Genomic DNA, 25,268 nt, shown 5'->3' with positions numbered 1-25,268 from the left:
TCAGGTACTATGGAGCAAGCGCCATAATGTCGTACGGCTCATATTCAGTTTTTCAGCGATTTCTTTATACGTACAGCCGAACAGGGAATGGAGCTTTTGAATACCGGCACGGAAGTTTTTCAAATCGGTGACAGGTGTTTCCATCAGTGCCGGATATTGGAGATATAGATCTTCTTTTACATTGTTTTCACCGATGGCTTCCATCAGAAGCTGATAGCGGTAACGCAGGGTTGGACTGGCTGCTGTTTTTAGCTGCAGGGCATAGCGGATACTGACGCTGCGCAGTTCAATGATATTGCCGGGCCAGCTGTATGTGGTAAGCAGTTGTGTCATATGTTCACTGAGATGGGTATGCCGTTTTTGCGGCAGCTGTTGATGGACGTAGTTCACAAAGAGCTCACAGATATCTTCCGGCCGGTCCCGGAGTGGCGGTAATGTCAGACAATGAATGGACAGAAGCCGACGCAGCTCTATAGGCAGCCGCCGGTATTCCTGATCGGTGGCTACTGTATAAAATAAAATATCCAGCACTACGGGTTCTCCGTTTTCCGGGGAGATGTATTGCTGTTTTGTCAGAACTTCCTGCAGGATAGCCAGGAGTCGCGGACCGGCCAGACCGGGATGAATGATAATGATACTGCCACCGGCGGCATGAAAAAAGAGACCGCTGCGTGTGTATCCGTTCTGTGTACGTCCGTAAAGGGTGGAAACGGCCTGTTCGTCTGTTGTAGAAGAACAATCCAGTGTCATACAGGGATTGCCCGAACGGCGGGATGCATTGTGCAGGCAATGAGCCAGCTCTTCACCACCACAGCCGGCAGGACCGATAAGAGTGGTGGCGTATTCGATGGGAGAAATATGACGGCAAAGCTGTACAAGATGACTCATGACAGGTGAATACGCGGTGATTTTTTCCAGTTTATAAACCGGGGCAATAGTATACCGCTGTTGCTTCCGGTCTTTTTTTGTGTTGTGCGGGGTGGGATGAAACGTGAGGAGAACGCCACCAGCGTGAAAACCAATTGTGATGCGGCTGAAGACACAGCGCATCATGGTACCATTGATTACGTGGTAACTATCTTTCTGGCTGAGTCCGCTTTTCAGAAATGTATCCAAAGGCAGGTTGGGAAATATCTCTGTCAATGTCCGGCCACTGACCTGATGCAATGTCAGTCCTGTATAATTCTGCATGGTACGATTAAAAAATTCGATGACCTGTTCTGTATTAATAATGACGATACCAAGCTGGGTTGTTCCCAGTAACGATTCAGTAATGACACGATGGCGCCGTGCTGCATAGATTCTTTTTATCTGTTCACCAGCAGCCAGACAGGCATCGCGGATGGCTTCTCTTCCTGCATAGACGAGGAGTGATGCTTTGCCGGCTGCATCGGCTGCGTCCTGAGCAGCTGCCGGACCAATCAGTATATCGCATTGCGTTTTTCTGGCGATGGAATAAATCTGTGGAATCGCATCGTAAACGAGTTCTGTAAGACGGATTTTCATCAATTGCTGAAATACATCCAGATGCAGAGGGGCTGCGTGACGGTAACGCATGATGCCAATGTGCTGGTATCCCTGATCCAGCGCTGTGCGGATGGCCCGGAGATAATCTATATCCTGAACCTGAAAGGGAATGACGGGGTAACTGTAGTGGTTGGCAAATAGTGTTGCTCCGGCGGGACCAGCTACAAATATTTCACATCCCTGACGGATTGCTCTGGTGACGCAGGCATCCTGATCGGCCAGGCCGGCTTCAATGACGATATATTCGACTCCTGTGTCAGGTAACTGGCGAATGACATCATGGACTATGTGAAGAATACGGCTGTAGGCCAGTACACAGATACGGAAGGAACGGGTATCAGCTGAAAATGACATGTAAGTCTCCTTTCAAAATAGTCCTGTAAAACCGAATTATATGAAAATTATGGGAGAAAAAATAATAGAAAAATATATATATGTTTCAATTTAGGTAAAATATAGCATTTTTTGAAACAAATAACAATAGATTACCTTTGTTTACTCATAAATTGGCAGATAAGATAAAACCATGTACAATCAAAGAACTAAAAGAAATACGATATCAGAAAGGATGAATGGAACCTATGGATAAAATGCAGATACGACAGCTTTTACAGAATACCCGGTCTGTTTGTTCTATCTGGCCCGATTACATCATGGTGACAGACGCACTGAGTGACAAAACGATAGATGCCATTCTGTCAGAACCGACGATTCAGAGTGAGAAAATCATTGTTTGTATTGACCATGATACGCCTAATAGCTCCATCGATATAGGTGCCAGACAGCGCCGGCTGATTCGCTGGGCTGTAGAAAAAGGGTTGGCTATAGAATCGTGCCAAGGCATCGGGTATATTCGTTTAATAGAAAAATATGTACAAGAAGGACAGATTGTTGCTGGTACTGGGAGTCATATGGCCGGCCTGGGATCGGCAGGGGCCCTGGGAATTACTGTTTCGGAAGAAGTATTGCCTTCTGTCGTATCGGGTGGGCCCTTACAGCTTACTTGTCCACCTGTACAGCGTATTGCCATACGGGGCAGCATGGCTGAAACTGTATCTGCACAGGATGCGGCACTGGCATTACTGAAAATGTTGAAACAGAATGGAAGGACAGGAGATCTATTCCTTTTTGCAAAGAAGGATATGGCGGTTTTTTCACAAGATCAGTGTTATGATTTCTGCCATCTTCTGCAGCAGGCCGGGGGAATCAGTGCCATCATCATGGATACAGAACAAGCTCCTTCTATGACGTTCGATGTATCGGATGTATGCCCTCTTGCCGTTCAACCGGGAAATCAGACTCATATCGTCCCCCTGCAGGAACAGGTACCTGTTCCTGTGCAAGAGGTATTTATTGGCGGCTGTCGTGGCGGTAAATTATCCGATTTACGAGCTGCTGCCTCTGTTCTCCAGGGGAAACGGATTGCTTATCGTCTGCGCCTGATTGTCGCGCCTGCAACGAGTACTGTGTACCTGCAGGCTTTGCAGGAGGGTCTGATTGATATTTTCCTGGATTCCGGTGCCATCGTCATGAATCAGGGGTGCAGTGTCTGCTGGGGCCGGGCGCAGGGAATACTTGACGCGGGTGAGACCTTGGTTTCTACGGGATCCTATCACTATCCCGGCTGCTCCGGGGATGTATCGGCAAAGGTCTATCTGACGTCACCGCAGGTGGCAGCCAGGTGCGCCCTGAGTGGCATTCTGCAGGAATAGGAGGTGTTTGCATATGGAAATGCGTTTTGAAGGACGAATATGGAAGTTAGGTGATGATATTGATACGGATATCATCATGCCGACCCAGTGGCTGACACTGGATACGATGGACGAAGTCAAAAAACACGCCTTTGAACCACTGCGGCCGGAACTGGCAGCTGCGATAAGACCAGGAGATATTATCGTGGCAGGACATAATTTCGGCTGTGGATCTTCCAGGGAACAGGCTCCGGAAGCGTTGAGTGCATTGAAAATCCGCTGTATTATTGCAAAATCGTTTGCCCGGATATTTTTCCGTAATGCTATTAATAACGGACTCTTATTGATTGAATGCAATGAACTGGCAGATCATGTCGTTGAGGGTGATGTCGTAACCGTAGAAATAAACCGGTACGTGTCTTGTCATGGGAAGAAATATGATATTCCCCACATACCGGATAATATTTTTCAGATTATTGAAGACGGTGGCCTTGTCAAAAGCATGCAGAAACGCAATGGAATCATAAAGGGGTAAGAATGGAGAGACACATATGGAAACGACAAAAAGACTGCAGATTTTGAATATGGACTGGCCTTATTTCATACTGGCTTTTGTTATTCTCAATCTGGCCCTTTTCTTTAAATTTCTACCGGGAAGTCTGGCCGGTGTATTGCCATTGCTCATCGTATACGGTGAAGCATTCCGGTTCATTGGCGACCGCATTCCTATCGTCAAAGATTATCTGGGCGGCGGATCCATTGTTGTATTATTTGGTACATCAGCTATGGTGATGTATGGATTGGTGCCGGATGATTTTGCCAAAACCTGCAAAACGTTTATGACCGGGACTTTTATTAATTTTGCATTGGCAGCTCTCTGTTGCGGCAGTATTTTTGGCATGGACCGCAAATTGCTTATCAGAGCTGCTATCCGGTATTTACCCTGTATCATAGGTGGCTTTATCCTGGCCATCCTTTTTGGCGGAGCAGCGGGACTTCTTTTTGGAAATATTTTTTCAGAAACGACGCTGTTTATATCTGTACCCATCATGGGAGGAGGGACATCGGCTGGTGCCGTTCCACTTTCCCAGATGTTTGGTGAAATCATGCAGCGCGATGTAGGTGAATTATTAGCCCTGATGACGCCGGCTGTAGCATTGGGGAATGCGTTTGCCATCATTGCAGCAGGGCTTCTGGACCGTCTTGGAAAAATACATCCCTGGATGACGGGAAACGGTCATATTATGCGTGACGAAGGAAAACAGGCAGAATCCGAAGAAGCAAAAAAAGAGGAACCAGTAACGAATTTATCTGTCTTTGCCGTCGGTATGACTTTTGCCGGTATTTTCCTGGCTCTGGGTATGTTGATTCAACGGTTCATTCCGAGTATTCATGCCTATGCCTGGATGATTCTGTTAATGATTGTTGTTAAAGTTCTGGGAATATTGCCAGCTAACATTGAACGATATTGCGCTCTTTGGTTCCAGTTCTTCATCAAAAATTTCACCAATACCCTTCTGGCCGGGCTGGGCTTTGGTCTGATCAGCCTGAGTGCCGTCATTCCTGCTTTGACGCCCAGTTATGTAATCATTGTAGCCGCAGTCGTATTAGGTGCCATCGTCGGAGCAGCTGTTGTCGGCTGGTTTGTCGGGTTCTATCCCATCGAAGCCGCTATTACAGCCGGCCTCTGTATGGCGAATATGGGCGGTTCCGGTGACATTGCTACACTTGGTGCCTGCAAAAGAATGGAACTCATGCCTTTTGCTGCCGTTTCATCCCGTCTGGGCGGTGCCCTCGTATTGATTGCAGGCAGTGTTATTTTATCCTTTGTCTTATAGTACGGAAGGAGACTGCTATCATGGGACATACATTAGCAGAAAAAATTCTGATGCATAATACAGGCGTAGCAGACTGCAGACCCGGTGACATCGTCATCACTCATCCGGACTGCGTCATGTTTCACGATATCTATACGACAAATGTATACCGGAAATTCAAGGAAATGGGATTTACGAAATCCTGGGATCCGGAAAAAGTCATCATTATGTTCGACCATCTGCTTCCGACCTGCCTTCCCCTCGATGGGGATCACCTGAAATACGGATATCAGTTTGCTGAAGAATTCGGCGCACGCAAAGTCCATGCCGGCGACGGCATCTGCCATCAGCTTATGCCGGAACTGGGATATGCCCGGCCTGGTGACGTCGTATTTGTCACTGATTCCCATACGACAACCTACGGTGCTGTCAGCGCTTTTTCTACGGGCATCGGCTACACGGAAATGGCTGCCGTCCTGGGTACAGGAGAAATGTGGGTCCGCGTACCGTCAGCCATTAAAATCCAGATAGACGGCACACTGCCGGACGGAGTCTGCTCCAAAGACATCGCCCTGCGCATCCTGGGAGATCTGAAAGCTGCCGGCGGCACCTATAAATCCCTGGAATTCTGTGGCTCTACCATCGATGCCATGCCCGTTGACGAACGGCTGACTATTGCCAATATGGCCGTCGAATGTGGTGCCAAAGTCGGACTGTTCGCACCGACAAAAGAAAGTTGTGCTTACAGCAACGTAAATTATGACGATGTATCGTGGCTCCATTTTGATGACGATGCAGAGTACGAAAAAGTGCTGACGTATAAAGCCGAAGATATGGTACCGTATATTGCGGCCCATCCGTACGTAGATAACGTCAAACCGCTGTCCGAACTGGAAGGAATGAAAGTAGATAAAGTATTCATCGGTTCCTGTACGAATGGAAGGCTGCAGGATCTGGCAGCTGCCGCCCGCGTACTGGAAGGGCGTCACATTGCTCCCCACATGGAACTGCTTATCACACCGGCATCGCGGTCCATTTTTAAACAGGCCATTGCTCTGGGATACATACAAACATTTATTCAGGCTGGAGCTATGGTTACTCATCCCTATTGCTCGCTCTGTGAAGGCAGAAGTGGCGGGTTATTGTCTGATGATGAAGTATTACTTGGAACGAATAACCGGAATTTCCTGGGCCGTCTGGGCAGCCCGAAGTCCAAAACATACCTGGGTTCACCAGTTGTAGCGGCTGCCACGGCTGTTGCTGGTCATTTAATACATCCCGCTGATTTAAAATAGGAGAGATACTATGGAATTTAATATACAAGAATGGAATGGCGTGTCATCTACATCGTTATCAGATGCCATGGAAGGATGCCAGACGATGGCTGCTGCTATTAAACCACTGGATAAACGGATGACCGTTACAGGACCGGCTTACACCATACAAGTCGTTAAAAATGATTGTTCTGTTGTATTTAAAGCATTGCGGGAAGCTCCCAAAGGCGCTGTCCTTGTCATCGCTGCCCATGGAACAACCGATGCAGCGTTCCTGGGAGAAATTGTCGTGACTATTGCCAGAAAACAGGGGCTGGCAGGTATCGTCATTGATGGATGCGTTCGTGATAGTCAGGCCATTGCCAGTGGTGATTTTCCTGTTTTTGCCCGCGGTATCACGCCGAAAAGTCCCTCTGTCAATTATCTGGGACGAGTACAACAGACGGTCGTCTGTGCCGATACGCTTATCCATCCCGGAGACATTATTTATGGCGATGCTGATGGCGTCGTCGTTATTCCTGTCGATAAAACGGCAGAAGTCCTGAAAAACGCAAAGGCTAAAGAAGAAAAAGACCGTTGGAAGATGGATACTGTTATTCCTGATCTGGCCGCACTAGATGAATTTCTTGCCAAAGCCTGTGGAGAAAGATAAGTATAGAGACGAAAAAAGACTGTTTTTACCTGTTTCTTATGCTAAAATGGTAAAAACAGTCTTTTGATTTATATGTTGAGGGAGTGATGACTCATGAAAATCATGGTAACGGGAATTGGCGGTATCGGTGGATATATGGCATCTTTTTTGTGTGCCTACTATGATGATGTGACTCTGATTGCCCGCCGCAAGCGGAAAGAATCTCTCATAGAAAAAGGTCTTATTCTGCACAGTGATTTTTTTGGTGAACACGTAGCTCATCCGAAAGTAACCGATGACCCGTCGTCGTGCGGCATTCAGGATGTGATTTTTGTCTGCGTCAAGAATTATTCCCTACCGGCAGCATTACAGGCCGTGATCCCCTGCGTAGATGATCATACGATGATTGTCTGCATGCAGAACGGCGTCGATCATAGTGAGGTAGCCCGGTCTATTCTGCCGAAGGGAAAAATTATGGATTCGACTATTTACATTAATACAGAAGCCCAGGCCGATTTTTCAATCCGTCAGTCCGGGGCCTTTGCCCGCATGTATATCAGCAGTGCTGAAGGGGAATACAGTACAACTCTCCATGATCTTCTCGATCATCCGGGGCTGAAAATACGATATGCCGACGATATCCGCGTCGAAGTGTGGAATAAATTCATCACCAACTGCGCCATTAACGTGATTACGGCCTATTATGAAGATACCTTTGCCGGTGTATTTGCCCGTCCGCAGGGAAAAGAGGAATTCCATACCCTTCTCCATGAGGCCTATACGATTGGGAAGGCTCAGGGAGTTGATCTGGCCGATGACCTGGTCGATACGATTTATCATCGCGTCATAGGCCAGAAAAATCAGAATGTAACCAGCTCCCTTGCCCACGATGTCATGGCCCGCCGGCCCAATGAACTGGAAACGTTCAGTGGCTATCTCGTAAAGACAGCAGAGAAACTGGGAATAGACATTCCCTTGTCAAAGCAATTTTATGAAGCGTTGAAAGAACGGACTTCTTCTGAATAACGGGTCTGTTTACTTGCTTTCAAAGAAGGCTTTATAGGCCAGGTATCCGCTATAGGCATCGGATTTGGCAACGATTTCCAAGGGAGCGTGCATGCTGTGCATGGCGACGCCGCAGTCTACGACATCGCAGCCCCAGTCGGCCATGATATAGGCGATGGTGCCGCCACCGCCCTGATCGACTTTTCCCAGTTCCCCAATCTGCCAGGGGACATCGGCGGCGTTAAAAATCTGGCGTACCTGGGATAAAAATTCTGCATTGGCATCGTTGCTGCCGGCTTTTCCGCGGGCTCCGGTGTATTTGCAGAGGCATATGCCATAACCGAGCCGTGCCGCGTTTGTTTCTTCATAGGCATCGGCGAATACAGGGTCCAGGGCAGCGCATACGTCGGCGGATAAGACCTGGCTGTTCCGCATGGTCCGGCGCAGCCATAGTTCTTCCGTATGGCCCTGTAATGCCAGGAGTTCGGCAACGAAATCAGGGAAAAATGCCGAGTGGACACCGGTATTGCCGACGGAACCGATTTCTTCCTTGTCAGCAAACAAGGCTACCTGCGTCTTAGTGCCGGCATGGGCTGTGAGGATGGCTGCCAGATTGCCATACGAGCATACCCGGTCATCGTGGCCATGGCTCATAATCATAGAACGGTCCAGACCGACATCGCGGCTCTTAATGGCCGGAATGATTTCCAGTTCGGCGCTGGCGAAATCTTCTTCTTCGATACCGTATTTCTTTTTCAGCAATTCCAGAACGGCCGGCTTTGTTTTTTCCTCTTCACTATTAGTCCCGACGAGGGGCATGAGCATTTCCCCGCTGATGGCTTCGGAAAGTTTTTTGGCTGCCTGGTCTTTGCCGAGGTGGGGGAGCAGGTCATTGATGAAAAATACCGGGTCATCAGGGTCTTCACCGATAGAGACGTCGATGCGCCGTCCGTCAGCTGTATAGACGACGCCAATCAGGGAAAGAGGCAGGCAGACCCACTGATATTTTAAAAGACCTCCGTAATAATGGGTCTTGAAATAGACGATGCCATTTTTTTCCGTAACGGGCATGGCTTTCAGGTCGAGACGGGGGCAGTCGATATGAGAACCAACGATCTTCATCCCCTGGGAGACAGGTTCTGTGCCGATGACGGCGAGGATGACGGACTTGCCTTTCTGATTCCAGTATACTTTGTCACCGGCTTTAAGGGAGGTATAGTTACTGAGCGGTCTGAAACCGGCAGCTTCAGCCTGTCGGATGATTTCTGCATTGGCCAGCCGTTCTGTCCGGGCCGTGTCGAGAAATTGGCGGTACTTTTTGCTGTATTCTTCCATTTCCAGGCGCTGTTCTTCAGAAAAACGAGCCCAGACGCTGTTTTCTCTATCAAATGCTTTCATTTATATTCCTCCTTATGGTATAATTAACCAAAATGGCGGGACAGCCATTTTTACATTATGCATATATTCATGTCTAATATTACTATTATAGTGATATTTCCTGAAAAATAAAAGGGGGAACAGGAAAATGACACAAGATATGATAAAACAGTTAGTTGAAAAATATACGCCCCACGTATGTGAGCTCCGCCGTACGATTCATGCCCACCCGGAACTTTCATACCATGAAGAGGGGACGGCGGCCCTGGTAGCTGCGGAATTCCGCAGTCTTGGATTAGAAGTGCATGAAGAAGTAGGTGGAATACATGCTGTCGTGGGTATTCTCCACGGCGGGAAGGGAAAGGGGCTTACGATTGCCCTGCGGGCCGATATGGATGCCCTGCCGGTCACGGAAGAAACGGGACTATCTTTTGCTTCAGAAACACCCGGTATCATGCATGCCTGCGGCCATGACGCCCATACATCGATTCTCCTCGGCACGGCCCGTGTTCTCACGGCGATGAAAGATACCTTTGCCGGTACGGTTATTTTTATTGGCCAGCCGGCAGAAGAAAAATCTCCCGATGGCGGGGCTAAAGCCATTGTCAAGTCGGGAATCCTCGAAGGTACTGATGCCGTGTATGGCCTTCATGTGTGGCCCGGACTTCCCACTGGTCAGGTCGGGATTCTGGCCGGTCCTATGATGGCGGCTTCAGATCACGTGACGGTCACTATCTGTGGCAAGGCCAGTCACGCCGCTATGCCGCATCGCGGTACCGATGCAATAGTGGCGGCCGGTCAGTTTCTGACGGCAGTACAGAATATCATCAGCCGTCAGATCAACCCACTCTATCCGGCAGTACTCACCTTTGGCACCATCCACGGCGGCACGCGCTATAATATCGTGGCTGATGAGGTCGTCATCGAAGGAACCTGCCGGACTTATCACAAAGAAGCTCAGGATATGGTGGAAGATAAGCTGAAGCGTCTGCTGAGTGGCCTCGATACGATGCTCGGCACGGACAGTACGCTTCAGTACGACCGGGGGTATGATGCGGTCTTTAATGATGCAGAACAGGCAGAGTTTATCAAGGATGTCGTGCACACCCGGTTTGGGGGGGATGCTCTGGGAGATGTAAGGGAACCGGCTATGACGGCAGAAGATTTCTCCGGCTATCTCAAAGCGTATAACGGTGCTTTTTTGTGGCTCGGGGCAACGGCTCCGGGAAAACCTGTGTGGCCGCTCCATAATTCTCATTTCGCTGCCGATGAAAACTGCCTGCCTTTTGGGATGGAGCTCATGACATCGCTCACGCTGGCAGCGCTTTCCAATCAGGATGCTGGCATCATTGCACCGGATGCGGCGCATAAAGCATAGATAAGTTAGAAAAAAATCATAAATAAAAAAGGAAATCGCCTCCTCATCACGAATATATATAATAACGTGATTTTTAGGAGGCGATTTATTTATGAAAGAATATGCTAGTGACAAGATCCGCAACGTGGCTGTACTCTCCCATGACGGAGCCGGCAAGACGGCCGTCGTCGAATCCCTGTTGCTTGCCTGCGGAGCCGTTGATGCCGTCGGTGTGGGCAAGGACAACAAACACATCATGGACTTTGAACCGGAAGAAATCAAGCGTAATGTGACGATCCAGCTCGGTATCGCGCCCTGTGAATGGCAGGGATACAAGCTGAATTTCATCGATACGCCGGGGTATTCCGAATTCTGTGGTGAAGTCCGTGCTGCCCTGCGGGCTGCTGATGGTATCCTCATGGTCGTTTCGGCCGATGCCGGTGTAGAAATGGATACGGAACGCGCCTGGGATTACGGCGTAGAACTACAGCTGCCGCGCATGATTTATGTCAATAAAATGGATGCTGAAAACGCCGATTTCTTTGGCTGCCTCGAAAAGATGCGCGCTGTTTTCGGCAAATCCATTATGCCCCTTCAGATTCCGATCGGAGAAGGCAATGATTTCCGTGGCATCATCGATGTCTGCAAAATGATTGCCTGGGAATGGAAAGAAGGCAAGGCCGAAGAAATCAAAGTGCCGGCAGAATATATGCCTAAAGCCCGTGAAGTTCGTGAAATGTGCATGGAAGCCGCTGCAGAAGGCGACGACGAACTGCTGGAAAAATACCTGGAAGGGGAAGAACTGACCATCGACGAACTGCGCCAGGGCCTGCGCCAGGGCATGCTGACCGGCCGGGTATGCCCGGTCATGTGCGGCAGTGCAGTCCATCATATCGGAACGACGGAACTTTTGGGGCGTATCATCCGCTATATGCCGGACGCATCCCAGAAGGTCATGATGGGAACGGATAAAAAGACGGGCGAACCGGTTATGGTATATCCCAACAAGCTGTTTACGGGATTTGTATTTAAGACACTCATCGACCCCTTTGCCGGGAAACTGAGTTATGTCCGCATTTTCTCCGGCGAACTCAAAGAAGGGGATAAGCTGTATAACGTGACCCAGGATACGGAAGAAAAGCTGGGCAAGATGTTTACCCTGGTCGGCAAGGAACAGGTACCGGTCAAAGACGCCATTGCTGGTGATATCGTCGTCATTCCGAAACTGGCTCATGCCCGTACAGGTGATACTTTTGCTACGGCAGAATTCCCTGTTGAATATGATCCAATCCGCTTCCCCAATCCGCTCCATACGGTCGCCATGGTTCCGGAAAAGAAAGGCGACGAAGAAAAACTGATGACGGCTCTTTCAAAAATCAGTGAAGAAGATCCTACCTGCCAGGTGGAAAAGAATGCCGAAGGCAAGCAGATACTCGTCCGCTGCATGGGCGACGTCCATCTGGAACACATCATGAATAAGATGGAACGCAAATACGGCGTCAAAGGTATCCTCAAACCGGTATATATTCCGTACAGGGAAACCATCAACGGCGTTACGGAAGTAGAAGGCAAGCATAAGAAGCAAAGTGGTGGTCATGGTCAGTACGGTCATGTCAAACTCAAACTGGAACCCCTTACCAATGGGGAAGACTTCGAATTTGTCGACGCCATCTTCGGCGGGGCTGTGCCGCGCCAGTATATCCCGGCTGTCGAAAAGGGCGTAAAAGAAACGTTGGAAAAAGGACTCATTGCCGGGTATCCTATGATCCACGTCAAGGTCACCCTGGAAGACGGGTCCTATCATCCTGTCGATTCGTCGGAAATGGCCTTTAAAGTAGCGGCAGCACTGGCGCTGAAGAAAGGCGTGCCCGAAGCGAAACCGGCTATTCTCGAACCGGTTTATAATGTCGATGTCATCGTGCCGGAAGAATATATGGGTGATGTCATGGGCGACTTCAGCGGCCGCCGCGGACGGATCCTCGGCATGGAACATCATCCCAGCCATAAGAACCTGATTGTAGTCAAAGCACAGGTACCTCTGGCCGAAATGAGCGGCTATGTGACGATTTTGCGCTCCATGACACAGGGGAAAGGTACATTCAACATGTCCTTCTTTGATTATGAAGAAGTACCGAAAAAGACAATGGATGAAATCATTGCCGCTTCACAGGCTGGTAAGGAAGAATAAATCCCTCCTCACGTATCCTCGCCGCATATTGTGTGCGGCGGGGATTTCTTTTGGGTAGTGAAATCATAGCAATGCTGATTTTTTAGTGAAAGGAGAAATTATCATGGATGTAATGCAAGAATATGCCGATAAGAAAAAAACGCCGGAACAGATTGCCGCCTGTGTGGAATCGGGCTGGTCCTGTTGTGCTGATATTTCAGGAGCCATCCCGCCGGTCCTGGCCGATGCTCTGGGAAAACGGGCCGCTGCCGGGGATATACAGGATGTGACCTGTCATACTCTGCTCGATGTGACGCCGCTGGGGACCTTATCTTCCGAAGCCTATCCGAATATTACGCCTGTTACCTGGTTTTCCGGTGGCGGCCTGCGTAAAGCGGCCAACGAAGGACGCTGCGACATCATGCCCTGCTATTACCACGATGCGCCGGGACTGTTTGAACGATATATCGACATTGATGCGTTCTTTGCCCAGGTATCTCCTATGGATAAGCACGGGTATTTCAGCACCAGCCTGAGCGGTTCCTGCAGTGCCGCCATGATCCGGAAAGCCCGCCATATTTATCTGGAAGTCAATGATCAGCTGCCGCGGGTACTCACGGCGCCGCAAATCCATATTTCACAGGTCGATGGACTGTGTGAAACGTCCCATGCCCTGCCTATCGTGCCGCCGGTACAGATTGATGAAATCAGCCGTACTATCGGCGGTTATATTGCCGAAGAAGTGCCTGACGGAGCGACACTGCAGCTTGGTATCGGCGCTGTACCAGAAGCCGTGGGTCTGGCCCTCAAGGATAAGCATGATCTGGGAATCCATACAGAACTGTTTACAGACAGCATGGTAGAACTCATTGAATGCGGGGCTGTCACCAATACTAGAAAACCGATTCACCGGGGAAAGACTGTGGCAACCCTGACCTTTGGTTCTCAGCGTATTTACGATTTTATTGATGACAATCCGGCATTTCTCATGTTACCTGTCGATTATGTCAATGACCCGGCAGTCATCGCCCGCCATCCGGACTTTATTTCTGTCAATGCGGCTATTGAAGTTGATTTCTTTGGTCAGGCCTGCTCTGAATCGACAGGAACGCGGCATATATCTGGTACAGGTGGCCAGGCTGATTACGTGCGCGGTGCCATCTGCTCACCGGGCGGAAAAAGCTTTATTGCTTTCCCCTCTACGGCAAAAGGAGGCACTATCAGCAAAATCGTGCCGACACTGACGCCGGGAGCCATCGTTTCGACGAGTAAAAATGATATTGATTACGTCGTTACAGAATACGGCATCGCCAAATTACGGGGGAAAACCCTTTCTCAGCGGACAAAAGCCCTGATTTCCATTGCCCATCCGAAATTCCGGGAAGAGCTGACCTTTGCTGCTAAAAAAATGCATATCCTGATCTAATATGCGAGCATTGCGTATAACACACAACATGAATATGGATTTTGCATAGATATCTTGCGTAAAACGTTTTAATAAGCTATACTGTACATGTGAATTTTAGAACAATATCTCTGTTGTGGTTGATGCGGTACAGACCGCATATATTGTGAAAGGTTTGGTGAACAGAATGTCAGAATGGACGGATATGTATAAACAAAAACTGACGACTCCGGAACAAGCAGTTACCCTTGTAAAAGACGGCGACTGGGTCGATTATGGCATGACGACCTCCCAGCCGGTACTGCTCGATAAAGCACTGGCGGGCCGCAAAGATGAGTTACATGATATTAAAGTACGGGAAACCATGTCCCTGTTTCCCCGCCAGGTATGCGAATGCGACCCCGATTGCGATACTTTTACCGTCATGAACTGGCATCTCAGCGGATATGACCGCAAGCTGGCAGCACAGTCACGCATGTTTTTTAATCCTATGTGTTTCCGTAATGAACCGTCGATTTACCGCAATATCATTGATGTCGATGTGGCGATGATTACTGTAGCGCCTATGGATAAACACGGATATTTTAACTTTGGCCTTTGTGCGGCCGTGACCGAGGCTATTACGAAAAAGGCTAAAAAAGTCATCGTCGAAGTCAATCCGCATATGCCGCGCTGTCTTGGCGGCCGTGGGGAAGCCATCCATATTTCTGACGTCGATGCCATCGTCGAAGCGCCCGATGTGCCAGTGCCGACTATTCCTTTCGTCCTTGGAAACGATATCGATCAGAAAATAGCTTCTTATATCGTCGAAGCCATTCCCGATGGGGCAACATTGCAGCTGGGCATTGGCGGGCTGCCTAACAGTGTAGGCGCTATGATTGCCAAATCGGATTTGAAAGATCTGGGTGTCCATACAGAAATGCTCGTCGACGCATTCTACCTTATGGCTAAGGAAGGCAGACTGACGAATAAAGTCAAAAACCTGAACCGTGATAAAGGGGTCTTTGCCTTTGCCCTTGGTTCTCAGGATTTATATGACTGGGTAGATGACAATCCTGCTCTGGCAACCTTTCCCATCGATTATGTAAATGATCCGGCTGTTATCGGACAGATTGATAATTTTATTTCCATCAACAGTTGCATCGAAGTAGACCTCTATGGCCAGGTATCGGCCGAATCCATGGGGACCCACCAGATCAGTGGCAGCGGCGGCCAGCTGGACTTCACCGACGGTGCCTACCGGTCCAGAGGCGGTAAGTCCATCATCGCCATGCACGCGACCCATACGGATAAAAAGACCGGTACGGTTACGTCCAACATCAGCCCCATCCTGAAAGCCGGTACGACTGTCACCGATCCCCGTTCCCAGACGCACTGGATTGCGACAGAATACGGCATGGTCAACCTCATGGGTAAATCGACCTGGCAGCGCGCAGAAGCCCTTATCGGCCTGGCACACCCCGATTTCCGGGACGAACTCATCAAAGAAGCGGACAAGATGCATATCTGGCGCAAGAGCAATAAACGGTAATTAGTGTTAATTTTACAGAATCTGACAGAGACTGTAACAAAATGAGCTTTTAGGGCTCTTTTGCTGCAGTCTCTATACATTTGCTTTAAAATTCCTCCTAAACGGCCCGGCAAGGCGCTTTTTGGCTATTTGGGTTATTTACCTATCTATTTCCTCTGATTTTTGGTATAATAGTACAGATGCTCTATATATAAGTATATATAAGCGATTATTTTTTTATTATATATGAGGTGACATTGTGGACGAACAAAACGTTGACAAAATTTTGCCGGTTTGTCTGGAAAGTGAAATGCAGACCTCGTACATCGATTATGCGATGAGCGTTATCATCACGCGTGCCCTGCCGGACGTGCGCGATGGGTTGAAACCTGTTCACCGCCGTATTTTGTATGCGATGCACGAAGCCGGCATGACGCCGAACAAGCCATATAAGAAATCAGCACGTATCGTCGGTGAAGTTTTAGGTAAATATCATCCCCATGGTGACAGCTCGGTATACGATGCAACGGTCCGCCTGGCCCAGGATTTTTCTACCCGTTATCCCCTGGTAGATGGTCACGGCAACTTCGGTTCTGTCGATGGTGATTCGGCGGCTGCTATGCGTTATACAGAAGTCCGCATGGCCAAGATTACCGGCGAAATGCTGGAAGATATCGACAAGGATACGGTCGATTTCATGCCTAACTATGACGGGTCTCTCCAGGAACCGACGGTCCTTCCTTCTAAAATCCCGAATCTGCTGGTTAACGGCTCGGCTGGCATTGCCGTCGGTATGGCGACGAACATCCCACCCCATAATCTGGGTGAAGTCATCGACGGCTGTGTCATGCTCATCGATAACCCTGAAGCCAGCCTGGAAGAATTAATGACGAAAATCCAGGGTCCTGATTTCCCGACGGGTGCTAAAATCATGGGCCGTGACGGCATTATCAAGGCGTATTCGACGGGCCGGGGCAGTATCAAGATGCGTTCCTGTGCGGAAATCGAACCGATGAATAAAGGCAAGCACCGTATTGTCGTTTCGGAAATCCCTTATCAGGTCAACAAGGCCCGGGTCATCGAAACGATTGCCGAATTGTCCCGCAACAAGGAAATCGACGGCATTACTGCCCTGCGCGATGAATCGGACCGCAAGGGTCTGCGCATCGTTATCGAACTGCGGGCCGATGCCAATCCGGATATCGTCCTGAATAAATTGTATAAACATACACAATTACAGGAAACGTTTGGCGTTATTATGCTGGCGCTTGTCGATGGGCATCCACGCGTCCTGACGCTGAAACAAGTACTGCATTATTACTTGGCTCATCAGCAGGATGTCATAACCAGACGGTGCAAATTTGAACTGGAAAAGGCACTGGCCCGTGCCCATATATTGGAGGGTCTGCTCATTGCCCTCGACCATATTGACGAGGTTATCCGGACGATCCGCGAATCCCAGACAGATGAAATTGCCAAGACGTCTCTCATGAGCAAGTTCGGCCTGAGCGAAAAGCAGTCGGTGGCCATCCTCGATATGCGTCTGCGCCGCCTGACCGGATTGGAACGGGAAAAAATCGAACAAGAATACAAGGAACTGGAAGAACGCATTGCCTACCTGCGCGATGTCCTTTCCGATACGCATAAAATCATGGGTATTGTCAAAGATGAACTCCTCGATGCTAAGAAGAAGTTTGCTGATCCGCGGCGTACTCAGATTGTAGCTGATACGTCGGAATTCGGCGTGGAAGATATGATTCCTGATGAACGCATGGTCCTGACACTGACACGCCGTGGATATATCAAACGCATCAATGCCAACGTCTACCATACACAGAATAAAGGCGGCCGCGGCATCAAGGGAATGGGTACGAAAGATGAAGATGCAGTCAATCATCTGCTCTATACCTCGTCGCTGAACACGGTACTCTTCTTTACCAACCTGGGCCGTGTTTACCGTCTCAAGGCATATGAAATCCCCGAAGCAAACAGCCGGAATTCCAAGGGAATCGCGGCAATCAACCTGCTGCCTCTAGATAGTGGGGAAAAAGTAAATGCCCTGATTGATCTCGATCAGGTGGATCCGTCCATGAACCTCTTTATGGCTACGGAACAAGGCCGGGTCAAAAAGACGGAACTGCAGGAATTCAAGAACGTCCGTCGCAATGGCCTCATTGCCATTTCCCTCGTCGAAGGAGATCACTTGGCTAAGGTACGCCTTACGACGGGAGGACAGAATATCATCCTGGCAACGAAACTGGGGATGGCTATCTGCTTCAATGAAGACGATGTCCGTCCTATGGGGCGCAATACCCGCGGTGTCCGTGGTATTGATCTGGCTCCTGGTGATATGGTCATCGGAGCAGATATCCTCGCACCGGGCTGCCAGGTCCTCACAGTCAGTGAAGAAGGGTTTGGCAAGCGCAATAACGTAGAAGCCTACAAGGTACAGAACCGTGGCGGCAAGGGTGTTAAGAACTTCAAGATTACTGAGAAAACCGGCGATGTCGTCGGCGTCGAAGTAGTCCGCGATGATCAGGAACTGATGCTCATTACCGGCAATGGTATCGTCATCCGCACCGATGTGGAAAGCATTGGCATCAAAAAAGGTAAGATTACCTCAGGCGTCAAAATCCAGAAACTGGAAGAAGACGACAAGGTAGCGGCCCTCGATACGATAGCCATCGACGGCGAAGATGAAGAATCACCATCTCAGGGAGATTTATTTCAACAAAAATAAGATATAGCGAAAGTGGCGCCTCTTGAGGCGCCCTTTTTCTATGCAAAAAATGAAACATTATGACTTGTTCTATACCGATTTTGATACATTTGGATATACTGTGATTTCCTGACTCTTTTACCGGTACAGATTATGATAAAATAGTAACTGATTATAGCGGTAATGGGGTGAACAAAGTGGACAAGCAGTCGGTTGAACGTATGAGGAAACGAAATCCATTCTTATCTCTTAGTGATATAGTGTATGACATTTTACTGCAGGAAATTGTCAGTTTCCGTATGGCTCCGGGCAGCCGGGTCAATGAAAGTACCATTGCCGAATTACTGGGTGTCAGCCGCTCTCCTGTCAAAAATGCCCTGACCAGGCTCATGCACAATTCATATGTTGTCCGCCAGCCGGGATACAGGGTCGCCGCGTTTTCGGAAAAGGAATATACAGATATTGCTGAATTATCGGAACTGATTGAGCCCTATGCAGCAGGCCGGGCTGCTGTTGCCATAAAAGATACGGATCTGGATGTATTGTATGATATAGCAGGACAGCTTCAGCACATCTGTGTAAAGAGCGGGAATTTGCAGCACCGGTATATAGATGTTGTAGACCTGGAATATCAATTTCATTCCCGTATTGTCCATCTGGCGGATCATCCTTTGCTGGAAGAGTTTTATGAACATATTAAATATAAGTTGTACCGCTATAGGAGCTATCTGAATTATGATCCACCGTCGGGATATTTTGAAGTCGTCGGAACGGAACATCTGACGATTTGTGATATTTTAAAAATGCGGGACCAGGGAATGGCGGAAGCGATTATGCGGCGGCATCTCGCTCTGGCCCGTGCTGAGTTTAAACGCAAGTTTCCTGCTGAAAACAATCAGGAATTCAATAAAAAAGGCCTATTTTCACCAACATAAAATAAAAAAATAAGAAATTATCTGGCAAAATATTAATTTATTTAGACATTTTGCCAGATTTTTTTATTGAAAAATGAAAGAAAAACAATCAGAATGTAATAATTTATACGAAAATGGACGAAAAAAAGGCCCAAATGAGAAAAATAAAATGAACACAAACGTCATACTGGTCAGAGTTTGACTCTTTAATTGGATAATGTTAACATAAACGCATAAAAGAAATTCGATACGGTAATAATTAAATTCAGTAAGGATTTATGTTTTCAGGTATCATTTTATGTGTAAGGAGGTATGAAGCATGACTGGGTTCGAAAAGTTCGTAAAATTTGTAACTAAGTATGTAACGCTGTGGGTCATTTTATGTGCCGTATTTGCATATTTTGTGCCGACGCCATTTAAACCCTACGGCGGGACGATTCCCTGGTTCCTGGGCATTATCATGCTGAGCATGGGTCTTTCTATGACGCCTAATGATTTCAAGCTGGTTCTGACTCGGCCAAAGGATGTCATCGTCGGTATCGTGACACTGTATGCGTTTATGCCTCTCGTCGGATTGGGACTGGGAACCATATTTAATCTGGACCCGATGCTGACTGTAGGCCTCGTACTTCTGGGCTGTACGCCGACGGGGACGTCTTCCAACGTCATGACATTCCTGGCTAAAGGCGATAAGGCTCTGGCCGTAACGGTATCGAGCCTGAGCACCATCGTAGCGCCTGTCGTCATGCCTATGCTGCTTCTCTTTTATGTCGGCAAATACCTGCCTATTGATGCGGTAGGCCTGTTTATGAGTATCATTAAAATCGTCATTATTCCGATTGCGCTGGGACTTCTGATTCATAAATTCTTTGAAAAACAAATGCCGGTCATTCTGAAAGTCGTGCCGCTGGCAACGGTAGCTGCTATCGTTTGTATTATTTCCGTCATTGTAGCACTCAACGTAGAACGGCTGCAGGCTGTAGCCGGAATGGCTGCCCTGACATTGGTACTGTATACAGGTATTGGCCTGGCTATCGGATATACTGTAGCCCGCCTGCTGCGCATGAAAGCTCCGAAACGGAAAGCGATGACTTTTATCGTTGGCGTACAGAATACGGCGCTGGCAGTTACCCTGGGGATTACATATTTTGATCCCATGTCGGCAATTCCGGGAGCTATCGGTGTTGTCTGGACGACTGTATTTTGCTCCTTTGTTGCATCACTTTGGGGGAACAAAACAGAAGATGCAGCGGAAGCAGCTCCCCCTGCACAGGGAACCGCTCATTGACATGGATATTATGCCGCAGTATATGAGGCATTTATATAGGAAGGAGAGATAGGTTATGGCAAGATTTAATAAGGTATCGGCAGAATTATTGGACGAACTGAAACAAGTACTGGGAGAAAAAGGCGTAACGGTAGATCCGGAAAAATTGCAGACGTATCAGACCGATGAAGAAGGCAATCCCTATTGGTTCCGTACTCCCGAAGTAGTCGTATTCCCGAAAACGACGGAAGAAGTAGCAGCTGTCATCAAACTGGCGAACAAGTACCTCGTACCGATTACGCCCCGTGCTGCTGGTTCTGGTGTTGCTTGTGGTGCCATTCCTGTCTATCACGGTATCGTCATGGAACTGGATAAGATGGATAAGATCCTCAAAATCGATGAAGATAATCTCTATGCTGTTGTCCAGACCGGTGTCCGGACGAGCGTTATCCAGCAGGAATGCAAACAGCGGGGGCTCTTATATGCCGGCGATCCCTGCAGTGCTGACAGCTGCCAGATCGGCGGTAACGTAGCAACCAATGCCGGTGGCAACAAGGCTGTAAAATACGGGACGACACGGAATCAGATTTATGGCATGAAAATCGTTACCCCGACGGGTGATATCGTAGATGTCGGAGCGCGGTTGCAGAAATGCTCGACCGGCTACTGCCTGGAACAACTTATTTGCGGGTCGGAAGGTACGCTGGGCGTTGTAACAGAAATTACGCTGAAATTACGTCCTCTGCCGCCGTATAAATTTGACCTGGTAGCAATCTTTAATGAAGATGCCAAAGCATTTGCCCTGCCGAATAAGATTTTGAAGGCCGGTATCGAACCTACCAGTATCGAATACATGGATAATAAAGCGCTGAAGATGTGCAGCAATTTCTGCAAAGTAACGTTGCCCCATGTAGAAGAAAACTGCTGCTATGTCATCATCACCGTAGAATCGTTTGATGAAGATGAACTAGACAAGAAGATGGAAAAAATCAGTGATCTCTGTGATGATATGGGCGCCGTCGATGTCATCCAGGCGGATGACCGTATCTGGGGATGCCGCCGGCAGTTTGCTGAAGCAGCCCGCGATATCGACATCATGTTCGTAGCAGAAGATTTCGTCGTACCTCTCGACAAGATTGCTGAAATTACGGCGGAAGTACCAGGACTGGAAGAAAAACACGGAATCTATACGGTAACATCGGCTCATATCGGCGATGGCAATATCCACGTGCTGCCGCTTAATAAAGATGGTTTATCACCGGAAGACTGGATGAAGAAGATGGCCGGTTTCCATGAAGACCTCTTTGAAAAAGTATATGCACTGGGTGGCAAGATGTCTGGTGAACACGGTATCGGCTATAAGAAACTCGTTGATTTCAAACGCTGCACCCCGCCGGGTGAATACAAGATGATCCGGGCAATCAAGAAAGCGCTGGATCCGAACGATATCCTCAATCCGGCTAAGATTGTCGATTTGGAAGACAGCATCTGATGCAGTTTCTATCATATAGTATCTACCCCTCCATGCATGAAATAGATATCCCGAAGCACCTGCAGGCGTCTAAAACGGACGCCTGCAGGTGCTTTTTTTTCAGAGATGTAAAAAAATTCCTTGACAAGAAGGGAAGAGTGGGATATACTAAACAAGCTGTTGAGCGGACGGGAAGGTTCCCTTCCTCCTCTCAAAAGCATTTCAAAAAAATCTTGATTGTCAAGACATATGTTACACACCAGAATGTGAGAAATACTCTGTTACAACTTGGTTCGGGCTTTTGAATGCAAGGGATGTCTTGGCCGTGCTGTTATAGCGCTTTTCGTGCTTTGCCACTTGCTCCTTGAGCTCTTTCTCGCTTGTGAAGACCCTGCGGCCGTACAGAATCTTCCCGTCTTCCCGGTGGCTTCTCTCTACCTTGCCGTTCTGCCATGGCGAGTAGGGCCGCGTCCTCCACAGCTTCATCCCCTGTTCCCTGACTGCCTTTTCGAACGGGCTCTCCCGTTCTGTCTGTTCATGGTCGTTGACGAATTCCGTGCCATTGTCTACCTGGATCGTCTTGATTTTAAATCCCATCCGTCCTTCCAGCACGTGCAGAAACTTCACCGTCTCATAGGTGCTCTTTTCCTTCACGACCGAAAGAACCCGTTTCCTGCTGTACTCGTCTATCGCCGTTATCTGGTAGTATCTGTATCCATAGCGGGGAAATTTGATGCACTCGTTCGGAATGTACTTGAGATCGATCTGCACTTTGTCTCCAGGGTATTTTCCGTCCAGACGCTCATACCGGGCATAACTCTTGCGCCTTATCCTCGGTCGTCTGTATCCGTTCTTGCGTATCTGGCGGCACATGCTGCCAAAACTTCGTGTATACCCTCGATTCCGGCATCGCACATAGACTTCTGCATAGCCGTAGATTCCATTCCTTTTCAACATCCGTTTAATTAAATCCAGTTCTTTTTCGGTGTGAGCCTTGGGACTGTTGTGTGGACGTCTCGACCGCAGGGCCAGGCTTTGAACCGTTCCGTCATACCGGCTCAACTGCCGATAGGTGAACTGCCTGTTTGTCTGGTATTTCCTCGCCGCCTTGGTAACGCCGTATTTCTTGGCATATTCACATAACCTCTGGCGAAATCTCATTTCTTCGGTTATACTATGAGTCATAGAGGGAGCCTCCTTGTTACTTTTTTGGTTTTTGGCTAAACCTATTGTAACAAATGCTCTCTCTTTTTTCTTTTTATCTCTGTAACATATGTCTTATCACATTACACTCCTCTCAAAAGCATTTCAAAAAAAGTGCTTGACAAACTCCTGTGAGTTTGTTAAGATATACGAGTCGCCGCGATGAGCGATGAACTTCCTTCATCTTAATCATGCGGCTGGCAGATGACCTTTGAAAACTGAACAATGCAACATACGAATGAACGCCAGAGTGCGAGGTTCTAGAGATAGAACGTCAAACAATGAGTAACAAACCAACAATAGTAAGAATGAGCTAGTGCTCTTCACATATCATGGAGAGTTTGATCCTGGCTCAGGACGAACGCTGGCGGCGTGCTTAACACATGCAAGTCGAACGAGAGGACATGAAAAGCTTGCTTTTTATGGAATCGAGTGGCAAACGGGTGAGTAACGCGTAAGCAACCTGCCCTGCAGATGGGGACAACAGCTGGAAACGGCTGCTAATACCGAATACGAAGCAGCTCCCGCATGGGGGCAGCTTGAAAGGATGGCCTCTGAATATGCTATCGCTGCAGGAGGGGCTTGCGTCTGATTAGCTGGTTGGAGGGGTAACGGCCCACCAAGGCGACGATCAGTAGCCGGTCTGAGAGGATGAACGGCCACATTGGGACTGAGACACGGCCCAGACTCCTACGGGAGGCAGCAGTGGGGAATCTTCCGCAATGGACGAAAGTCTGACGGAGCAACGCCGCGTGAGTGAAGACGGCCTTCGGGTTGTAAAGCTCTGTTATACGGGACGAACGGGCGGGATGCTAATACCATCCTGTTGTGACGGTACCGTAAGAGAAAGCCACGGCTAACTACGTGCCAGCAGCCGCGGTAATACGTAGGTGGCAAGCGTTGTCCGGAATTATTGGGCGTAAAGGGTGCGCAGGCGGTCTCTTAAGTCTGTCTTAAAAGTGCGGGGCTCAACCCCGTGAGGGGACGGAAACTGGGAGACTGGAGTATCGGAGAGGAAAGCAGAATTCCTAGTGTAGCGGTGAAATGCGTAGATATTAGGAGGAATACCAGTGGCGAAAGCGGCTTTCTGGACGACAACTGACGCTGAGGCACGAAAGCCAGGGGAGCGAACGGGATTAGATACCCCGGTAGTCCTGGCCGTAAACGATGGGTACTAGGTGTAGGAGGTATCGACCCCTTCTGTGCCGGAGTTAACGCAATAAGTACCCCGCCTGGGGAGTACGGCCGCAAGGCTGAAACTCAAAGGAATTGACGGGGGCCCGCACAAGCGGTGGAGTATGTGGTTTAATTCGACGCAACGCGAAGAACCTTACCAAGCCTTGACATTGATCGCAATGGATAGAGATATCCAGTTCCTCTTCGGAGGACGAGAAAACAGGTGGTGCACGGCTGTCGTCAGCTCGTGTCGTGAGATGTTGGGTTAAGTCCCGCAACGAGCGCAACCCCTATCTTCTGTTACCAGCACGTGATGGTGGGGACTCAGGAGAGACTGCCGCAGACAATGCGGAGGAAGGCGGGGATGACGTCAAGTCATCATGCCCCTTATGGCTTGGGCTACACACGTACTACAATGGCTCTTAATAGAGGGAAGCGAAAGGGCGACCTGGAGCAAACCCCAAAAACAGAGTCCCAGTTCGGATTGCAGGCTGCAACCCGCCTGCATGAAGGAGGAATCGCTAGTAATCGCAGGTCAGCATACTGCGGTGAATACGTTCCCGGGCCTTGTACACACCGCCCGTCACACCACGAAAGTCATTCACACCCGAAGCCGGTGAGGCAACCGCAAGGAACCAGCCGTCGAAGGTGGGGGCGATGATTGGGGTGAAGTCGTAACAAGGTAGCCGTATCGGAAGGTGCGGCTGGATCACCTCCTTTCTAGGGATAGAGGCCGGAAGGAAGACGAAAGTCAGAC

General features: G+C 48.8%; 17 protein-coding genes and 1 rRNA gene. 15 read left to right on the top strand and 3 right to left on the bottom strand.

Features of this window, described 5'->3' with window-relative positions; translation table 11 throughout:
- The gene (locus ACGTIC_RS01055; RefSeq protein ID WP_113855127.1) at positions 1 to 1,881 is read right to left on the bottom strand and encodes a PrpR N-terminal domain-containing protein; all 1,881 of its coding nucleotides are present in this window, start codon (positions 1,879 to 1,881) and stop codon (positions 1 to 3) included.
- A gap of 227 nt (positions 1,882 to 2,108) precedes the next feature.
- Here ACGTIC_RS01055 and ACGTIC_RS01050 point away from each other — a divergent pair, with 227 nt between their 5' ends.
- The 6 genes from ACGTIC_RS01050 (at position 2,109) to ACGTIC_RS01025 (ending at position 7,966) form a co-directional block, all read left to right on the top strand.
- On the top strand, positions 2,109 to 3,239 hold the full coding sequence (locus ACGTIC_RS01050) for an aconitase family protein (RefSeq protein WP_162816189.1): 1,131 nt from the start codon (positions 2,109 to 2,111) through the stop codon (positions 3,237 to 3,239).
- A gap of 13 nt (positions 3,240 to 3,252) precedes the next feature.
- Positions 3,253 to 3,753 (top strand): 3-isopropylmalate dehydratase, encoded by a 501-nt coding sequence (locus ACGTIC_RS01045; protein WP_075581691.1) that lies wholly within the window; start codon positions 3,253 to 3,255, stop codon positions 3,751 to 3,753.
- A 16-nt stretch (positions 3,754 to 3,769) separates the two neighbouring features.
- Positions 3,770 to 5,056: a 2-hydroxycarboxylate transporter family protein gene (locus tag ACGTIC_RS01040; RefSeq protein ID WP_059076187.1), complete on the top strand. Its 1,287-nt coding sequence runs from the start codon at positions 3,770 to 3,772 to the stop codon at positions 5,054 to 5,056.
- 20 nt (positions 5,057 to 5,076) lie between these two features.
- Positions 5,077 to 6,330, top strand: a complete 1,254-nt coding sequence (locus ACGTIC_RS01035) for an aconitase/3-isopropylmalate dehydratase large subunit family protein (RefSeq protein WP_113855125.1) — start codon at positions 5,077 to 5,079, stop codon at positions 6,328 to 6,330.
- A gap of 10 nt (positions 6,331 to 6,340) precedes the next feature.
- Positions 6,341 to 6,961: an RraA family protein gene (locus tag ACGTIC_RS01030; protein ID WP_113855124.1), complete on the top strand. Its 621-nt coding sequence runs from the start codon at positions 6,341 to 6,343 to the stop codon at positions 6,959 to 6,961.
- A gap of 93 nt (positions 6,962 to 7,054) precedes the next feature.
- The gene (locus ACGTIC_RS01025; RefSeq protein WP_075581688.1) at positions 7,055 to 7,966 is read left to right on the top strand and encodes a ketopantoate reductase family protein; all 912 of its coding nucleotides are present in this window, start codon (positions 7,055 to 7,057) and stop codon (positions 7,964 to 7,966) included.
- Between the two features lie 9 nt (positions 7,967 to 7,975).
- Here the strand turns inward: ACGTIC_RS01025 and ACGTIC_RS01020 are convergent, their stop codons facing one another.
- The gene (locus ACGTIC_RS01020; protein ID WP_113855123.1) at positions 7,976 to 9,343 is read right to left on the bottom strand and encodes an aminopeptidase; all 1,368 of its coding nucleotides are present in this window, start codon (positions 9,341 to 9,343) and stop codon (positions 7,976 to 7,978) included.
- A 127-nt stretch (positions 9,344 to 9,470) separates the two neighbouring features.
- Here ACGTIC_RS01020 and ACGTIC_RS01015 point away from each other — a divergent pair, with 127 nt between their 5' ends.
- The 8 genes from ACGTIC_RS01015 (at position 9,471) to ACGTIC_RS00980 (ending at position 22,153) form a co-directional block, all read left to right on the top strand.
- Positions 9,471 to 10,700, top strand: coding sequence for a M20 family metallopeptidase (locus ACGTIC_RS01015; protein WP_113855122.1), 1,230 nt, complete (start codon positions 9,471 to 9,473; stop codon positions 10,698 to 10,700).
- Between the two features lie 91 nt (positions 10,701 to 10,791).
- Positions 10,792 to 12,867, top strand: a complete 2,076-nt coding sequence (gene fusA / locus ACGTIC_RS01010) for an elongation factor G (RefSeq protein WP_075581685.1) — start codon at positions 10,792 to 10,794, stop codon at positions 12,865 to 12,867.
- A 103-nt stretch (positions 12,868 to 12,970) separates the two neighbouring features.
- A complete protein-coding gene (locus ACGTIC_RS01005) occupies positions 12,971 to 14,272 on the top strand; it encodes an acetyl-CoA hydrolase/transferase family protein (RefSeq protein WP_075581684.1) in 1,302 nt (433 codons plus the stop codon).
- A gap of 184 nt (positions 14,273 to 14,456) precedes the next feature.
- Positions 14,457 to 15,782 (top strand): acetyl-CoA hydrolase/transferase C-terminal domain-containing protein, encoded by a 1,326-nt coding sequence (locus ACGTIC_RS01000; protein WP_338086621.1) that lies wholly within the window; start codon positions 14,457 to 14,459, stop codon positions 15,780 to 15,782.
- 238 nt (positions 15,783 to 16,020) lie between these two features.
- A complete protein-coding gene (gyrA, locus tag ACGTIC_RS00995; protein ID WP_113855121.1) occupies positions 16,021 to 18,501 on the top strand; it encodes a DNA gyrase subunit A in 2,481 nt (826 codons plus the stop codon).
- A 200-nt stretch (positions 18,502 to 18,701) separates the two neighbouring features.
- Positions 18,702 to 19,415, top strand: coding sequence for a GntR family transcriptional regulator (locus ACGTIC_RS00990; protein ID WP_162816188.1), 714 nt, complete (start codon positions 18,702 to 18,704; stop codon positions 19,413 to 19,415).
- A gap of 298 nt (positions 19,416 to 19,713) precedes the next feature.
- Positions 19,714 to 20,682 (top strand): bile acid:sodium symporter family protein, encoded by a 969-nt coding sequence (locus tag ACGTIC_RS00985; RefSeq protein ID WP_059076176.1) that lies wholly within the window; start codon positions 19,714 to 19,716, stop codon positions 20,680 to 20,682.
- A gap of 55 nt (positions 20,683 to 20,737) precedes the next feature.
- Entirely contained in the window at positions 20,738 to 22,153 is a 1,416-nt protein-coding gene (locus ACGTIC_RS00980; protein ID WP_059076175.1) for an FAD-binding oxidoreductase, read from the top strand.
- A gap of 231 nt (positions 22,154 to 22,384) precedes the next feature.
- On the opposite strand, the gene ACGTIC_RS00975 is transcribed toward ACGTIC_RS00980, so the two are convergent.
- A complete protein-coding gene (locus ACGTIC_RS00975) occupies positions 22,385 to 23,317 on the bottom strand; it encodes a DDE-type integrase/transposase/recombinase (RefSeq protein WP_394522823.1) in 933 nt (310 codons plus the stop codon).
- 347 nt (positions 23,318 to 23,664) lie between these two features.
- On the opposite strand from ACGTIC_RS00975, the gene ACGTIC_RS00970 reads away from it, so the two are divergent.
- Positions 23,665 to 25,231 (top strand): 16S ribosomal RNA (locus ACGTIC_RS00970).
- Positions 25,232 to 25,268 lie beyond the last annotated feature (37 nt).

It is taken from the genome of Megasphaera hexanoica (assembly GCF_043520715.1).
GTDB lineage: Bacteria > Bacillota > Negativicutes > Veillonellales > Megasphaeraceae > Megasphaera > Megasphaera hexanoica.
Note: the sequence above shows the minus strand (reverse complement) of the source record. Positions and strands in the feature narration are given on the sequence as shown.

What these genes read in the sequence shown, in the direction of transcription:
- ACGTIC_RS01055 (WP_113855127.1), bottom strand. Translation starts at nt 1,881, where the DNA reads ATGTCATTTTCAGCTGATACCCGTTCCTTCCGTATCTGTGTACTGGCC.
- ACGTIC_RS01050 (WP_162816189.1), top strand. Translation starts at nt 2,109, where the DNA reads ATGGATAAAATGCAGATACGACAGCTTTTACAGAATACCCGGTCTGTT.
- ACGTIC_RS01045 (WP_075581691.1), top strand. Translation starts at nt 3,253, where the DNA reads ATGGAAATGCGTTTTGAAGGACGAATATGGAAGTTAGGTGATGATATT.
- ACGTIC_RS01040 (WP_059076187.1), top strand. Translation starts at nt 3,770, where the DNA reads ATGGAAACGACAAAAAGACTGCAGATTTTGAATATGGACTGGCCTTAT.
- ACGTIC_RS01035 (WP_113855125.1), top strand. Translation starts at nt 5,077, where the DNA reads ATGGGACATACATTAGCAGAAAAAATTCTGATGCATAATACAGGCGTA.
- ACGTIC_RS01030 (WP_113855124.1), top strand. Translation starts at nt 6,341, where the DNA reads ATGGAATTTAATATACAAGAATGGAATGGCGTGTCATCTACATCGTTA.
- ACGTIC_RS01025 (WP_075581688.1), top strand. Translation starts at nt 7,055, where the DNA reads ATGAAAATCATGGTAACGGGAATTGGCGGTATCGGTGGATATATGGCA.
- ACGTIC_RS01020 (WP_113855123.1), bottom strand. Translation starts at nt 9,343, where the DNA reads ATGAAAGCATTTGATAGAGAAAACAGCGTCTGGGCTCGTTTTTCTGAA.
- ACGTIC_RS01015 (WP_113855122.1), top strand. Translation starts at nt 9,471, where the DNA reads ATGACACAAGATATGATAAAACAGTTAGTTGAAAAATATACGCCCCAC.
- fusA (WP_075581685.1), top strand. Translation starts at nt 10,792, where the DNA reads ATGAAAGAATATGCTAGTGACAAGATCCGCAACGTGGCTGTACTCTCC.
- ACGTIC_RS01005 (WP_075581684.1), top strand. Translation starts at nt 12,971, where the DNA reads ATGGATGTAATGCAAGAATATGCCGATAAGAAAAAAACGCCGGAACAG.
- ACGTIC_RS01000 (WP_338086621.1), top strand. Translation starts at nt 14,457, where the DNA reads ATGTATAAACAAAAACTGACGACTCCGGAACAAGCAGTTACCCTTGTA.
- ACGTIC_RS00990 (WP_162816188.1), top strand. Translation starts at nt 18,702, where the DNA reads ATGAGGAAACGAAATCCATTCTTATCTCTTAGTGATATAGTGTATGAC.
- ACGTIC_RS00985 (WP_059076176.1), top strand. Translation starts at nt 19,714, where the DNA reads ATGACTGGGTTCGAAAAGTTCGTAAAATTTGTAACTAAGTATGTAACG.
- ACGTIC_RS00980 (WP_059076175.1), top strand. Translation starts at nt 20,738, where the DNA reads ATGGCAAGATTTAATAAGGTATCGGCAGAATTATTGGACGAACTGAAA.
- ACGTIC_RS00975 (WP_394522823.1), bottom strand. Translation starts at nt 23,317, where the DNA reads ATGACTCATAGTATAACCGAAGAAATGAGATTTCGCCAGAGGTTATGT.